Annotated in this window: 13 protein-coding genes and 2 tRNA genes; 9 read left to right on the forward strand and 6 right to left on the reverse strand. The window is 45.3% G+C overall.

All coding sequences use genetic code 11. From position 1 onward, the window contains the following. Positions 1 to 9: 9 nt before the first annotated feature. Entirely contained in the window at positions 10 to 1,101 is a 1,092-nt protein-coding gene (prfA, locus tag KS2013_RS09145) for a peptide chain release factor 1 (RefSeq protein WP_068994515.1), read from the reverse strand. Positions 1,102 to 1,152: 51 nt separating this feature from the next. Further along, the gene (gene hemA, locus KS2013_RS09150; RefSeq protein WP_068992830.1) at positions 1,153 to 2,424 is read right to left on the reverse strand and encodes a glutamyl-tRNA reductase; all 1,272 of its coding nucleotides are present in this window, start codon (positions 2,422 to 2,424) and stop codon (positions 1,153 to 1,155) included. A 202-nt stretch (positions 2,425 to 2,626) separates the two neighbouring features. Between hemA and KS2013_RS09155 the strand changes: the two genes are divergently transcribed. From KS2013_RS09155 to KS2013_RS09195, 9 genes are all read left to right on the forward strand, one after another. Next, positions 2,627 to 4,603: a tetratricopeptide repeat protein gene (locus KS2013_RS09155; protein ID WP_068992834.1), complete on the forward strand. Its 1,977-nt coding sequence runs from the start codon at positions 2,627 to 2,629 to the stop codon at positions 4,601 to 4,603. A 58-nt stretch (positions 4,604 to 4,661) separates the two neighbouring features. Beyond that, positions 4,662 to 5,315 (forward strand): lipoprotein insertase outer membrane protein LolB, encoded by a 654-nt coding sequence (gene lolB / locus KS2013_RS09160; protein ID WP_068992836.1) that lies wholly within the window; start codon positions 4,662 to 4,664, stop codon positions 5,313 to 5,315. A 3-nt stretch (positions 5,316 to 5,318) separates the two neighbouring features. Continuing rightward, positions 5,319 to 6,191, forward strand: a complete 873-nt coding sequence (ispE, locus tag KS2013_RS09165; RefSeq protein WP_068992839.1) for a 4-(cytidine 5'-diphospho)-2-C-methyl-D-erythritol kinase — start codon at positions 5,319 to 5,321, stop codon at positions 6,189 to 6,191. Positions 6,192 to 6,204: 13 nt separating this feature from the next. Beyond that, a tRNA-Gln gene (locus tag KS2013_RS09170) sits at positions 6,205 to 6,279 on the forward strand. Between the two features lie 65 nt (positions 6,280 to 6,344). Then, positions 6,345 to 7,292: a ribose-phosphate pyrophosphokinase gene (locus tag KS2013_RS09175; protein WP_068992842.1), complete on the forward strand. Its 948-nt coding sequence runs from the start codon at positions 6,345 to 6,347 to the stop codon at positions 7,290 to 7,292. Between the two features lie 271 nt (positions 7,293 to 7,563). Continuing rightward, positions 7,564 to 8,253, forward strand: coding sequence for a 50S ribosomal protein L25/general stress protein Ctc (locus KS2013_RS09180; protein WP_068992845.1), 690 nt, complete (start codon positions 7,564 to 7,566; stop codon positions 8,251 to 8,253). Between the two features lie 34 nt (positions 8,254 to 8,287). Beyond that, positions 8,288 to 8,881 carry an aminoacyl-tRNA hydrolase gene (pth, locus tag KS2013_RS09185; protein ID WP_068992848.1) on the forward strand — a complete coding sequence of 198 codons (594 nt, stop codon included), beginning with the start codon at positions 8,288 to 8,290 and terminating at the stop codon, positions 8,879 to 8,881. Positions 8,882 to 8,908: 27 nt separating this feature from the next. Further along, a complete protein-coding gene (gene ychF / locus KS2013_RS09190; protein ID WP_068992851.1) occupies positions 8,909 to 10,000 on the forward strand; it encodes a redox-regulated ATPase YchF in 1,092 nt (363 codons plus the stop codon). Positions 10,001 to 10,196: 196 nt separating this feature from the next. Beyond that, positions 10,197 to 10,273 (forward strand) — tRNA-Met (locus KS2013_RS09195). A 134-nt stretch (positions 10,274 to 10,407) separates the two neighbouring features. Here KS2013_RS09195 and KS2013_RS09200 read toward each other — a convergent pair. The 4 genes from KS2013_RS09200 to KS2013_RS09215 all read right to left on the reverse strand — a co-directional run bounded on the left by KS2013_RS09200 (position 10,408) and on the right by KS2013_RS09215 (position 14,396). Further along, positions 10,408 to 10,980 carry a hypothetical protein gene (locus KS2013_RS09200; RefSeq protein WP_068992854.1) on the reverse strand — a complete coding sequence of 191 codons (573 nt, stop codon included), beginning with the start codon at positions 10,978 to 10,980 and terminating at the stop codon, positions 10,408 to 10,410. Between the two features lie 44 nt (positions 10,981 to 11,024). Further along, positions 11,025 to 12,860, reverse strand: a complete 1,836-nt coding sequence (locus KS2013_RS09205) for an ATP-binding protein (protein WP_068992857.1) — start codon at positions 12,858 to 12,860, stop codon at positions 11,025 to 11,027. Between the two features lie 2 nt (positions 12,861 to 12,862). Then, positions 12,863 to 14,035, reverse strand: a complete 1,173-nt coding sequence (locus tag KS2013_RS09210; RefSeq protein WP_068992859.1) for an SIR2 family NAD-dependent protein deacylase — start codon at positions 14,033 to 14,035, stop codon at positions 12,863 to 12,865. 124 nt (positions 14,036 to 14,159) lie between these two features. Continuing rightward, on the reverse strand, positions 14,160 to 14,396 hold the full coding sequence (locus KS2013_RS09215) for a YHYH domain-containing protein (protein WP_211267761.1): 237 nt from the start codon (positions 14,394 to 14,396) through the stop codon (positions 14,160 to 14,162). Positions 14,397 to 14,427: the final 31 nt, after the last annotated feature.

Here is a 14,427-nt window from a genome sequence, read left to right on the forward strand (position 1 = left end):
TGATTCCACTTATTCGCTTTGACCCGACAAGGCAGCTAACTGATCCGCCTGGTGCTCCTGAATAAGAGGCTCAACGATCTGATCAATGTCACCTTCCATAATTTCATCCAGCTTATACAGAGTCAGGTTAATACGGTGATCCGTCATACGTCCCTGAGGGTAGTTATAGGTGCGAATTCGGTCCGAACGGTCTCCGGTACCGACCAGGTTACGACGCATCTCTGTCTGCTCTGACTGCTGCTTTGCTTCTTCAGCTGCCTGTAAACGTGACTGCAATACAGACATCGCCTTAGCGCGGTTCTTATGCTGCGAACGTTCATCCTGACACTCGACGACGACACCTGTAGGAAGGTGCGTAATACGAATCGCCGAGTCAGTTTTGTTAACGTGCTGACCACCTGCACCCGAGGCACGGAACGTATCGACTTTTAAATCCGCAGGATTAATATCAACCGCATCAACTGCGTCCGCTTCCGGCATCACTGCCACAGTACAGGCAGAGGTATGAATTCGGCCCTGGGATTCGGTTTCAGGAACGCGCTGTACCCGGTGTGCGCCCGATTCAAACTTTAATCGGGAATAAACACCGTCACCAATAATACGTAGAATAATTTCTTTATAGCCGCCATGCTCACCCTGGCTCTCGCTGATGACTTCAACCTGCCAGCGATGTTTTTCGGCGTACTTACTGTACATACGGAATAAATCACCAGCAAAAATAGCCGCTTCATCACCACCCGTACCAGCACGAATTTCCAGGAAGGTATTTTTATCGTCGTTAGGATCTCTTGGCAGCAATAATTTCTGCAAGTCGACTTCCAGCTGTTCGATGGTTTCCTTCGCACTTTTCAGCTCTTCCTGAGCCATTTCACGCATATCAGGATCATCATCCTTCAACATTTCCTCAGCGCTTTCCAGATTTTCTACCGCTTCCTGATACTGCTGAAAGGCTTTAACAACTTCTTCCAGCTGTGAATATTCTTTTGAAAGATCGCGGAATTTATTTTGATCGGAAATAATCTCAGGATCACCAAGCAAAGCTTCAAGCTCTTCATGACGATCAACCAAGCCTTCTAATTTTTGACTGACAGAATCCTGCAACATGCTGCTATTTTATTCCTGTAGACTAATGATATTGATTAACGACCCAACCTACTCATCGTCAGATGATTTGTCCAATTGAAACAACTGGCGAGTAATTTGATGACGATCCCACTCATCATCGTCTTCTCTTAACCAGACCATCGGTTGGTGTAAAAACTTTTTGGTCAGGCGATGTGTAAAATGCTCCAGAGCCTCATCAACATCGCCACCATTTTTGAGCTGCGCTTTAACCCTTTCTAACTCGGCTTCGGCAACTTCATTAAGCATTTGGTGTAATTCACGCACTGTATCATGTTTACGACGACCCGCATGCCACTTTTCGAAATCCTCGACAAACTCCTGCAGAATGACCTTAGCTTCCTGCGCTGCTTCCTGTCTCGCCTGTAGATTTTCCTGAATCACACCTTCCAGATCGTCTACCGTATATAAATAGACATCATCCAGGTTAGCGACTGAGCTTTCGATATCACGGGGTACAGCAAGATCGACCATGAACATACTTTTACGGCGGCGCTCTTTTACCGCAGCCTCAACCATGCCTTTACCAATGATTGGTAGCATACTTCCTGTCGAGCTGATCACGATATCGGCCTGAGCGAGATAGTGAGGGATCCCTTCCAGACCTACCGCCTTACCCTCGAACTCTCTAGCCAGACGCTGAGCATTGGCCAATGTACGGTTTGCCATGACCATACTACTCACGCCACTCTGCTGTAGATGGCGGGCAGCCAGCTCAATCGTTTCACCTGCTCCAACGAATAGAACAGTCAACTTGGAAAAGTCTGCAAAAATATGACGCGCCAGACTGACAGCAGCATAGGCTACGGATACCGGATTGGAACCAATATCGGTCTCATGACGCACTCTTTTGGCGGCGGAAAAGGTTTTCTGGAAAAGCCGTTCCATGACCTGCTCAACCGTACCGGCGCGTTTTGCCTTCTGGTAACACGCCTTTAACTGACCCAGAATCTGAGGTTCGCCAAGCACCATGGAGTCAAGACCGCTGGCTACCTTCATCAGGTGATCAACGGCATCATTACCTTGATGGCAATAGACGGCCTCATCCAGCTCCTGGTCTAGTTCCTTTTTGGATTTCAACCAAGCCAGCAGTGCAGCCTTTAAGTCTTCCGCTGACTGTCCCTCGTCAGAGATATAGAACTCGACGCGATTACAGGTCGACAACAGAGCGACTTCTGCGCCCTTAATAGTATCCTTGACCTCGGCCATAACCTGACCTAATTCATGATCCGCAAATGCCACCTTCTCGCGCACAGCAAGAGATGCAGTTTTATGGTTAATTCCTAAAGCAATCAAAGACATAAGCTAGGCTGTAAGGTCACTCAAAAAAGACACTGTAAATCATAGGCATGTAATTGGCGCGAATTATAACACCGCTTAGAGTTGTCCGCTAATTTAAAAAAAGTATTAAAACGTTAGCTTTTCGCTGTACTCATAAGATTTTCTTGTTACTCTTGTGGAGTGATTTCACAAAATATTGAAAATAATCGATTACAATAGGCGAATGAAAAAGCTTTCCTCGGCCAAAACCCTACTAGTTTCTGCTTGCTGCATTTTACTAACCTCTTGTGCGACAACACAAACGCAGACAACAGAAACATCCACAGAATCCAGCGCAGTTCAGCAGCCGGAGCACCCTTCTGTGGCCCAGTTTTCGGCCGAAGACCGTGGTCAACTCTATTTCAGTATTTTACTGGCCGATATAGCCAGCAAACAACAGCTATACGATGTCGCGCAGAGTAATTTCCTTTATGCAGCCGAGCAAACGGGCAGTCAGGAACTGTCTGCCAAGGCTGCAATGCTTGCTCTGATTGAACGTGACTATATCAGCAGCATGCAGGCCATCGATCTGTGGCTCGGTATTGCTCCCGATGATCCTAACGCTTACAAACTGGCCGTAATCGCCTCGCTGGCACAGGGTCAGCAGCAACAGGCAGAAATATACCTGATGCAATTGATTCAATTGCTCCCTGGTAACGATGACGAAAAGCTCTATGAGCTGATCCAGATGGCCAGCTTTCAGGACGATGCGGATTTCATTAGCTTTTACCGCGAAGTGAATAAACCGATTTCATCCCCCTACATTGCAGCAGCAGAAGCCTACCTCCATCTGAAGTCAGACAGACCCAAGGAACAATACGATCGTATTCATGCACTTTTAAGTTATGCCTTACGACAGAAGCCCGAGTTCCTTTCGGCCATCGAGCTTAAAGGAGAGGCTTTCGCTCTGAACTCTAAGCAACAGCGCAAGGAATACCTGCTAAAAGTTTTAGACAAAAGGGATTTGAACATAGACCAGACTTACAAGATTGGTGAGCTACTCTATACCCAGAGAAATTATGCTGATGCGCTGATCGCTTTTGAACGGGTTCTGGAAGAACGCACTGACGATAGACAGACTCAGTTTTTAGTGGCCAGTAGCCACTATGCGCTGGAACACTACCAGCGCGCCGCCGATATATTCTGGTTTCTCGCAAGGAAAAACTATAAGAAGGAAATAACCAGCTACTATTGTGGTGATTCTGCAGCTCGGGCTGATGATCTGATCAAAGCCTATACCTGCTATGAAATGGTTCCTGTTGGACGCTTTTATCAAACGGCCAGAACCGAACTGGCTCAGCTGTACTCTGAAAACAACCAAAAACAGCAAGCCATAAAAAGTTTGCGTTATGCCCAGCGTAAGGTTGGACTGGACAGCAGACAGCAGCTTCTTGAGTTTGAGATTAACCTGCTGACCCAGACAGGCGATTTTAAAGAAGCTGAGCAACGCATTGAATCTGCTTTACAGGTGAGTCCTGAAAAACCTTTCCTGTTCTATCTCAAGCTCCAGCTTCTCAACCAGACGCAGTCGGTCGCTGAGTTCAGACAGTCCATTATTAATTTAAGAAACAGCGTTAGCGACGTGCAGCTCAAAACGGATATTACTCTGGTCGGAGCCAACTTCCTTCAAGGTCGTAATAGCCATTTGATGGCCTATCAGTTACTGGAAGAAGCATCAAAACAGCAGCCAGACAATATCGACCTTCTATATAGTAAGGCTCTGGCAGCCGAGCCATTGGAATACTACGGCTCAATGGAAAAGGATCTACGTCATATACTGAAGCTGGATCCGGATCATGTCCATGCCAAAAACTCTCTGGGGTACACTCTGGCGGATCTGAACCGATCGCTCGAAGAAGCCAAGGAGCTGATAGAAAGCGCCTACCATCATGAACCTGATAATGTAGCCATACAGGACTCAATGGGCTGGGTGAACTACCGCCTCGGGAATTATGAAGAAGCCCTCAAATATCTTGAGATGGCCTATGAGCGAGACGCCTCGCCAGAAATCGCATCTCATCTTGGCGAAGTACTGTGGGTCATGCAAAAGCAGCAAAGAGCTATCAAAGTATGGCAAAAAGCCTTGCGTCTATCCCCTAATAACCAGTATATTTTGCGCACGTTAAGACGTTTCCCGGAAGCTAACGTCAATAGCAAATAGTACGGTTCCCCCGGGGAGCATATCCCAGACAACAGAACAACACCCTGCTTGGAGTTCCATGCGACTAACAACATCCAAAATAATTTTAAGCGCACTCTTGTCCCTGCTTTTCCTGACTGCCTGTGAAACAACACCGGTCAAACAGGAAACCACAGTCTGGGATGATCCCAAATGGCAGAAACATTACAAACTGCTCAAAAAATTCGAGCAATTCCATCTTAAAGGCCGCATAGGTATCACTCATCCGGACGACAGCTTTTCATCCAACTTTCTATGGCAGCAGCGTCAGAAGGATACCTTCACTTTCAGAATGTATGGTGCGTTTGGAACAACCTACCTGATTTTAAAGGTTCAGCCTGAATACAGCACTCTGGATACCGGTGACGACGAACACTTCGAAGGTCTTGATGCGCAGAACCTGCTATATGGTGTCTCGGGCTGGGATATTCCGGTGACTCTGATGCAGGACTGGATCAAAGGCCTGCCTACAGGCATCAATAAAAGCGACCTGCTGATTAATGCCGATGGCACCTTGCAGCAAATTAAATACCTCGACTACACGGTCGACTATGTTCGTTATGATGATGCCGAATGGGATCTCGAAGGAAAAGTCATTCCGATGAGAATGCCTGACAAGATCAGGATCGTTCAGGGCAAGAATAAAATTGTACTTTCTATTCGCTCCTGGGATATCGAGCCCGATCAGGACTAGGCCATGACGTTCGAACATAAGACCGGTTTTACCAACGAGAATGGTTATAGCTACTGGCCGGCTCCGGCTAAGCTGAATCTGGAATTACGAATCCTCGGTAGACGCGACGACGGCTACCATGAACTACAGACCCTGTTCCAGCTGCTGGATATCGGTGATGAGATTTGGATTAAGCCCAACGACAGTGGCATGGTCACTCTCGATAGCGCCTATGACGAAGTCCCGAGTGACGATAACCTGATCATCAAGGCGGCCAAATCGCTGGCTCCCTTCAAAAAGGATTCCGACGGCGCCGATATTCATCTGAACAAGCACCTACCCTCCGGCGCTGGTCTGGGTGGCGGCAGTTCCGATGCTGCGACAACCCTGATCGCGTTAAACCAATTATGGGATCTGCAGCTGGATAATGAAACGCTGTGCGAAATCGGTGCCAGACTCGGGGCAGATGTGCCGGTATTTGTGAATGGCAAAACCGCCTGGGCAGAAGGCATTGGCGAAATTTTGAGCGAAACCTCAGTACCCGAAAAGTGGTATCTTATTGTCTATCCTGATGTAAAAATAAACACTTCGAAAATTTTTTCACACGAAGCGTTGACAAGAGACAATAAACCCATTAAATTACGCGCCACTCGCACAGAGGCAAGTTTAGAACTTGGTTACAACGCCTTTGAGCCTCTTGTGGCAGAGCTTTATCCAGAAGTTGGGGAAGCTATTGACTTTCTTAACAATTTTGGCAAAGCAACGCTCACAGGAACTGGAAGTTGTGTGTTCTTAACCTTTGACAATGAGCGAGAAGTCCGTAAAATAGCGGCACTGTGCAAGCAGCGCTGGCTAACCTTAACAGCACGAGGTATCGACACCTCACCGCTCGTTTAAGGTGCAATATTGCAGGGGTATCGCCAAGCGGTAAGGCAGCGGCTTTTGATGCCGCCATTCGTTGGTTCAAATCCAGCTACCCCTGCCATTTTCTTTACTTTTAAACATCAATTTCTCTGCTTGTGAACTTGGGGCAAAACACAGGGCTTTCCGATGTCAGACTTAATGCTTTTCAGTGGTAACGCCACTCCTGATCTCGCCAAACGTATTTCCGATTATTTAAAAGTTCCTCTGGGTAAAACCAACACATCTCGCTTTAGTGATGGCGAATGCAGTGTTGAGATCCTTGAGAACGTTCGTGGTAAAGACGTTTTTATTATTCAATCAACCTGTGCGCCTACCAATGACAACATCATGGAGTTGATCATTATGGCTGACGCGTTAAAGCGTGCATCAGCTAAGCGTATTACAGCCGTTGTTCCTTATTTTGGTTACGCCCGTCAGGACCGTCGAGTCCGTTCAGCGCGTGTACCAATCAGTGCGAAAGTCGTTGCTGACATGATCAGTGGCGTTGGTTTTGACCGCGTATTAACGGTTGACCTTCACGCCGATCAGATTCAGGGCTTCTTTAACATCCCGGTAGACAACGTCTACGCAACTCCCGTTTTATTGGATCACATCCGAGCTCAGGCAGGCAAAAACCTGATGGTTGTTTCTCCTGACGTAGGCGGTGTGGTTCGAGCTCGCGCTATCGCGAAGCGTCTAGACGATGCTGACCTGTCGATTATCGATAAACGTCGTCCACGTGCTAACGAAGTTGGCGTGATGAACATTATCGGTGACGTCAGTGGTCGTGACTGTGTCATCGTCGATGACATGGTTGATACTGCTGGTACACTTTGCCAGGCAGCGCAGGCACTAAAAGATAACGGTGCTAATAGCGTCTCAGCTTACGCGACGCACCCGGTCCTATCCGGTAAAGCAATCGACAACCTGAACAACTCCGCTCTGGATGCCTTGGTTATTACCAACACTATCCCGCTAAGCGAAGAAGCTAAAAGTTGTGAGCGCATCGAAACCTTAGACCTGGCACCATTATTGGGCGAGTCGATTCGTCGTGTGAACACGGAAGAGTCAATCTCGACCATGTTCCTGGACTAAATCCTGCTCGATAAGGCGTTGCATCTGAGCTAAAAGCAAGTCCTTACAACGCCGACAAAACATAGAAATCCCGCGTATTATCGCGGGATTTTTGTATTCAGACGCCAGTCATCCAAAAAAACAGCCGAAATAGCCCAAAAAACCTGAATTTCACTGGAAATAGGCTAGCTTATTATGTTTGGATCAAGGTATAATTCGCGTCCGATTTTTTCGGGTTGAGCCTGGTCGCAAGGCTTGACCATTTTACTTACTCAACTTGTGGAGAAACACAATGAGCGATTTTACTCTTAATGCAGAATTACGCAGCGACATAGGGAAAGGTGCGAGCCGCCGCCTACGTCGTCTTGCGGACAAAATCCCGGCCATCGTATATGGCGGTAACGAAGAAGCAAAGTCTATCACTTTGCACCACGACGAAATCAACAACATGTTGGATGACGAAGCGGCTTACTCGTCAATCATCAACCTGGTTATTGATGGCGAAACTGAAGAAGTTCTAATCAAAGACCTTCAGCGTCACCCATTCAAGTTGAAACTAATGCACGTTGACTTTAAACGCATCGTACGTGGTGAAAACATGGAAGCTAACGTTCCATTGCACTTCATCAACGAAGACCAGGCACCTGGTAAGAAAGACGGTGGCGTTATGTCTCACCAGTTAACTACGGTTGAGATCTCATGTCGTCCACGTAACTTACCTGAGTACATCGAAGTTGACCTAGGTGGCATGAACATCGGTGATTCTATCCACTTAAGCGAAATCACATTGCCAGAAGGCGTTGAGCTAGTTGCCTTCATGCACGGTGACGTAGAAGAAAACGACCTGACTGTAGCTAACATGGTTCCACCAACGGTTGAAGAAGTCGAAGAAGACCTTGACGAAGTTGATGAAACTGAAGTTCCAGCTAGCGAACAGAAAGGTGAAGAAGGCGACGATACAGAAGAAAAGAACGAAGATTAATTCTTCGTTCACTCTGAACGCCTTCAGTTAGACGATGTCTAGCATAAAGTTAATTGTGGGCCTGGCCAATCCAGGCTCACAATATCAAGATACCCGTCATAACGCTGGTGCCTGGTACGTCGAAGAACTGGCACGAGCTTATAATATCCCCTTCAAAGTCGAAAGTAAGTTCCATGGCATGTTCGCCAAAGGATTAATTGGCTCTGAAGAAATCAAATTATTAATCCCAACCACCTTTATGAACGTCAGTGGCAAAGCCATTCAGGCCGTCGCTAACTTTTATAAAATTGCTCCCGAAGAAATTCTCGTCGCACACGACGAACTGGATATCGAGCCGGGAACCCTAAAGCTAAAACGCGGTGGCGGCCACGGTGGTCATAACGGCCTGCGTGACACCATCAGCAAGTTGGGTAACAACAAAGAATTTATGCGCTTACGCGTCGGCATTGGCCACCCCGGACACAAAAGTCAGGTCACTGGCTACGTCCTTGGAAAACCAAGCCCCGACGACCGTAATGCGATCAATCTGGCGATTGATGAAGCCGTACGCGAAACCCCGACGCTGCTGAGCGGCGACTGGGACAAAGCCGTACACAGACTGCATAGCGTTAAAGCTGGCGCTCAATAAACCGAATCAATAGTAGAGAGAAGTAACATGGCACTAAATTGTGGAATCGTGGGCTTGCCCAATGTTGGAAAATCGACCCTGTTCAATGCACTGACAGACGCAGGCATTGATGCTGCCAACTACCCTTTCTGTACCATTGAACCGAATACCGGCGTGGTACCGATCCCAGATCCACGCATCGACGAAATCGCCAAGATCGCCAACCCACAGAAAATCCTACACGCAACCATGGAGTTCGTGGATATCGCAGGATTGGTCGCGGGTGCCTCGAAAGGCGAAGGTCTGGGCAACAAGTTCCTGGCGAATATTCGTGAAACTCACGCAATCGCTCACGTCGTGCGCTGCTTCGCCAACGACGACGTAGTACACGTTGCCGGTAAGGTCGACCCAATCGCCGATATCGAAACGATTAACACCGAATTAGCGCTGGCGGATCTGGAAGCGGTCGAAAAACGTATTATTAAAACAGCCAAGGTCGCCAAAAGCGGCGATAAAGACGCCAAAGCAGAGCTTGCGCTGCTGGAGAAAGCCAAAGAATGCCTCGACGAAGGTAAAGCCCTTCGCAGCATGGATTTGGACAAAGACGAGCGCAAACTGATGCGTAAGTTCCAGCTAATCACGATTAAGCCGACCATGTACATCGCTAACGTCAGCGAAGACGGTTTCGAAGATAATCCTCTTTTAGACAAGGTTCGTGAGTTCGCAGCTTCTGAGCACGCCGAAGTCGTGCCTATCTGCGCCTCTATCGAATCGGAAATCGCCGCGCTGGACGACGAAGACAAGGTCGACTTCCTGAATGACCTGGGCTTAGAAGAGCCGGGCCTGAACCGCGTTATCCGCGCTGGTTACAAGCTGCTCGACCTACAGACCTACTTTACTGCTGGCGAGAAAGAAGTTCGCGCATGGCAGGTTAAAGTCGGAGCTACCGCACCACAGGCCGCTGGCGTCATTCACACAGACTTCGAAAAAGGCTTTATCCGCGCCGAAGTAGTCTCCTACGACGACTACATCGGTCATAACGGCGAATCTGGCGCTAAAGAAGCCGGAAAATGGCGTCTGGAAGGTAAAGATTACATCGTCAAAGACGGCGACGTCATGCACTTCCGCTTTAACGTATAGAGCTATTACAATCATTTGCGAGATTTTCTAAGAGCACGTCATTACCCGGCACCAGAGGCACTTCCTTTGGTCGCTCACCGGGTAATCTCGGCTCATAATCATCGCTAACCCAATTAAAGAAAAAAATCTGATTGTTTTGTCGTTTTAGGCTTGACATAAAGGCCCGAAATCACGAAAATACGCGCCACTGAATTAAGGCTATGTAGCTCAGCTGGTTAGAGCACAGCATTCATAATGCTGGGGTCGGTGGTTCAAGTCCACCCATAGCTACCATATTAAAAAAGGCTTACAGAGCAATCTGTAAGCTTTTTTTTGCCTCTAATTTCTGTAAGTCCATCGTAAGTCCAACCGATAACTTTAAATTTACTTTGATATTAACTAATCAGTTTTCGCCTTTGTGTAATTTGTTACGTATTGCTAAGTTTCGAATATAACTCAAGAATTATAGTTTTTAGGATTACAGTTACTGGTCGAAGCAACTCAACTTGTACTTCCTCAAACTGCTTGTGTCCATGAAACATATTACATCTAACCGTGTATATAAGATCTAAGATAGCTTCCACTTTTTCTTCTGAATCTGTTGACCTTAATGAAGCAAGAAGTTTCTTATCTTTATTTGGCTGCCTTCTGCCATATGGCATGCTGAGCTTGATATAAAACCTTTGATTTTCTATGCTGGATATTAAACTCTCTAACGACTCATTACTTTGTCCATCTCTGGTAATTATCTCTAGTATCCTTTCGTGACCAATGTATATAGGTACGAATTTAGTGGCCGCTTTACGGTCGGGGATGCGTCCGTTTAGTTTTATTTCCTTACTTCGAGCTAATACAAAAGCCGCTTCAGCGTATAGTTTGTTATAAAGAGTAAACAATGAAAAAGCTTTATTAAAATAATCAGCAAGTTGCTCACCACTATAACTTTCAGACTTCCTGAGCCACTCTTCATAAAAATCATTAACGTGTGGATGTAATGACATATTTTAACCTATTACTATTTTTGGGTATCGACTGTGAAGCCAGATTAGCTACACATTCTCTTGGCTATTTCTTTTAATTCGTTCAGTTCTAAGCGTTCACTAGCCCAGCCCTGAGCAAATGGAATCGTATACGATTTTGGCAACTGCTCTTCCTTCAAGTCCCTAACTCTTATTCTTGAAGGCAGGGCTGCCCCTTCACCAACAAATATCGCTTCTTGCTGGGATAATATAGGTAGCGCTCCTACCATGCCGGAAAGGCCATCTGGTAAAAAGCGCGCGACATGCTGTTGATCAGCAGAATTTGTAAGCCTTAAAACTACCCACGTACCACACTGTGATATTACCGTACTGTCTACATCTGCGGGGCGTTGACTTACCAACATCAAGCCTATTCCGTATTTTCTTCCTTCCCTTGCAATACGCCTTATTGCTCCTTGAGCCGCTGCATATTGAGCCTCCCCATGATCAGGGACATACCTATGGGCTTCTTCGCATACAAGTAAAATTGGGTCTTTCTCTTTTTCTTCCTGCTTCTGAAAAACTTTATACTGGAAAAGCAATCTAGCTATTAATGCAGTCAATGGGCCTGCAACTTCATTTGGCAGGCCTGAAATATCAATAATCCTAATATCTTTTCCAGCCTGATTAGGCGAACCTATGAATTGATTTAAGACTTGATCTAGCTGAATTTCATTATCATTATCGTTCCAACACTTCATCATAAATGAAAGCCGAGTATCTCTTCGAAGTACCTTGAGCTTATCCAATATGGAAGGAACAGGTGATTTTGTCAGCTCAGTATTTGACATAGTTACATGCCCAGCATTTGTTTTTCTTCCTCCCTGTATATATTTAATATGACTTTCGAACTCTTCCAAACAGAATGGCCTAGGTTTGTCACGGTCAAACTCAAGAATGTCCGACATATCTTTGCCATCACAAAGATCTGGGTCATCAAAACTATCTAGATGATCTAGTACATCTGTTCCGAACTCTCTCGGGCAAGGCTTAACTATCTTAGCTGCAACCATTCTGGCATGAGCAAGTGCTTTCTGAACTGCATTGTTCTGGCTAGTAGCACTTCTTTCTGTTTTACCAATAATCAGATTAGTAAACTCGTCGCTAGACATTAACCAATACGGAAGCCTTATCTCTTCTTGCCCGTCATCACCAGTTGCGATGTCATATGCACGGTACTGTACAGCTCTTTCTTTAAAAGCTGAACCATACTCGCCATGAGGATCAATGACCACTATCTGCGGAGACAGTTCTTTGTCATTATTTTTATGCAATAGTACGCTATGAATAATCGCAGCAACGGTACCTGACTTTCCAGATCCTGTAGAACCTAGGACTGCACAATGCATACCAAACATTTTATTAATATTAGCTCGACAGGCTGTAGATTCAGAAGCACTGTAAACCGCAAAGGGAACTAATGGATCTACTTTCTCATCTCTTGTACCTTCAGCGGAGCGGTAGACAAAAGAAACTTCTTCATTGGTTAGAAGGAATACACCTTGCTGAGGTAAAGGGTAGGTTTTAATACCACGTTTAAAAGCCAAAGTTGATTTAGTATTATTCCAGCTGCCTTCAGCTAGAAGCTGGACTTCCATTACACGCTGATCATAATCAGCAGTTACAGGCATACCAGCTTCAATTAACTCTTCTGATCGCATTCTGAGCATTGTCACCAAGCCAAAAATTATTTTACGACCATAGTGAATTTTAACCATGCTACCTATTTGACCGATAGGGTAAACACGACCATTGAATGTTTTAGAAAGCTCAGATATTTTGTCGGAGATCTCAACTTTAATATTAGTTCCAGATACTTCAACTACTTGCCCAATTTTCAAATCTTCTTCAGGTTTAAACATTATTAAACCTCACATCCATTCTTTAACACTGATGTTACTCCTTTAAATGTCCACCAATAATCATCGCCGTCTTTTCTTTTAAATGGGCCTTGGTCACCAACATATAAGCCACTCGAAGAAGCAATAATCACTCTGGGACCAAAGCTCGAGCTTCGCCACTTTTCTAAACACTCTGGAATACCCTCATTACACTCCAAAAATGCCAATAACACAGTTTTGTTTTCTTCTTTAGATAAAGCAAACTCAATTTCGTTATTAATGTGATCATCGCCAAAACTATAGCCGCAAACCGCTAATGTATTGCTTGCCGGAGAATTAAGAGACTTTCTAAATAAATCAAACTGAGAAGAAAATGGATCTTGCTGAGTCGCAATGTATTTGGTTGCTTGCGGATAAATCAGAACCCGACGCTCTGCTTTAGGATAGCGATCATTGTCCCGTACTCTCCATACATAACCCCTTTCACAAAGAAACCAATCTATGGATCCGTGCATCTTAACTAAATTCGCTCGCTGCCCATTTAAAGGAGCAGACTCACCATACCTTTGGGTGCGATGAGCTACTGCCCCTCCCGCAAACCCATCCCAATATGGGACTTTATTTAAAGCCAAGGCATCTTCTAAAAGAGTGTCATAGTTGGTTGTGAAAATATTAACAACTTTTCTGCGTTCATGAACGCCAGCTGTCGCATGGTTAAAAAGTGTGTCCACAAATTCTAAATGAGCTTCGATATCAACAATTGGGTTAGACAAAGAACCTTCTTCAATTGTATTTCCATCCTCGTCTTCAACATAGCCACACCGGATTACATTTGATATCGACTCTAGAATTATATTATGGGCTTCTTCTAGGTTGGCTAACTCAACTTCACTACCATTAATTATTGTTTTCTTTTCCTTATTCCTATCAGCTAGAGCTGCATAATCACCGAGATGACTCAGGACATGTTCAATATGGCTATTTGGAGTCAGCTCATCAAACAAAGGAGTTATTATTTCGTCGAATTGTTTCTTGTTTTTACTTTCAATGTCTTTCTTGACTTTATTAGTCAAAGGAAACATCAGTGGTATTTTAGCTTCGTAGCTAATGCCAGCTCCCATTAACCAACTCTGCTCACTACACTTTAAGTGCTCCTCGACTTGAGAAAACAACTCCTCATCAATTATTTCTTCCATTTTTCTTCCTATTTCCGCTAGCCTTAGCCTTTTTGGTGGTACTTTCGGATATTTTGGGGTCAGAATACATGTAAATTTCTCTGACCCCAAAACCCCGCTATTCTATTCTCTTAAAGACGTTTGTTTATATGGATGGAGTTTCTCCAACTATATTTTTCTTTTCAGAACTTTTGGGTATATGCGAATGCACTTCGCCATCATGACTATGAGCCATACTGGCCGCTCTATGATAGTGATAACCAGAACATAGGCCTTTCTCTTTAGACTTCTTACTACAGTTATGACCGCCATTTTTATCTAATCTACCGCTATGGCCGTCCGCTGCGAATACGAATAAACAAAGACATGCTGCTAATATCATTCTTATTTTCATAATTATTTTCCTTTTAGTC

The sequence above is a fragment of the Kangiella sediminilitoris genome (assembly GCF_001708405.1).
Taxonomy (GTDB): domain Bacteria; phylum Pseudomonadota; class Gammaproteobacteria; order Enterobacterales; family Kangiellaceae; genus Kangiella; species Kangiella sediminilitoris.

Excerpts from the sequence above, each read along its gene's own strand:
- KS2013_RS09155 (WP_068992834.1), top strand. The coding sequence starts at position 2,627 with ATGAAAAAGCTTTCCTCGGCCAAAACCCTACTAGTTTCTGCTTGCTGC.
- KS2013_RS09210 (WP_068992859.1), bottom strand. The coding sequence starts at position 14,035 with ATGGAAGAAATAATTGATGAGGAGTTGTTTTCTCAAGTCGAGGAGCAC.
- KS2013_RS09215 (WP_211267761.1), bottom strand. The coding sequence starts at position 14,396 with ATGATATTAGCAGCATGTCTTTGTTTATTCGTATTCGCAGCGGACGGC.
- KS2013_RS09200 (WP_068992854.1), bottom strand. The coding sequence starts at position 10,980 with ATGTCATTACATCCACACGTTAATGATTTTTATGAAGAGTGGCTCAGG.
- pth (WP_068992848.1), top strand. The coding sequence starts at position 8,288 with ATGTCTAGCATAAAGTTAATTGTGGGCCTGGCCAATCCAGGCTCACAA.
- ispE (WP_068992839.1), top strand. The coding sequence starts at position 5,319 with ATGACGTTCGAACATAAGACCGGTTTTACCAACGAGAATGGTTATAGC.
- KS2013_RS09175 (WP_068992842.1), top strand. The coding sequence starts at position 6,345 with ATGTCAGACTTAATGCTTTTCAGTGGTAACGCCACTCCTGATCTCGCC.
- lolB (WP_068992836.1), top strand. The coding sequence starts at position 4,662 with ATGCGACTAACAACATCCAAAATAATTTTAAGCGCACTCTTGTCCCTG.
- KS2013_RS09205 (WP_068992857.1), bottom strand. The coding sequence starts at position 12,860 with ATGTTTAAACCTGAAGAAGATTTGAAAATTGGGCAAGTAGTTGAAGTA.
- ychF (WP_068992851.1), top strand. The coding sequence starts at position 8,909 with ATGGCACTAAATTGTGGAATCGTGGGCTTGCCCAATGTTGGAAAATCG.
- hemA (WP_068992830.1), bottom strand. The coding sequence starts at position 2,424 with ATGTCTTTGATTGCTTTAGGAATTAACCATAAAACTGCATCTCTTGCT.
- KS2013_RS09180 (WP_068992845.1), top strand. The coding sequence starts at position 7,564 with ATGAGCGATTTTACTCTTAATGCAGAATTACGCAGCGACATAGGGAAA.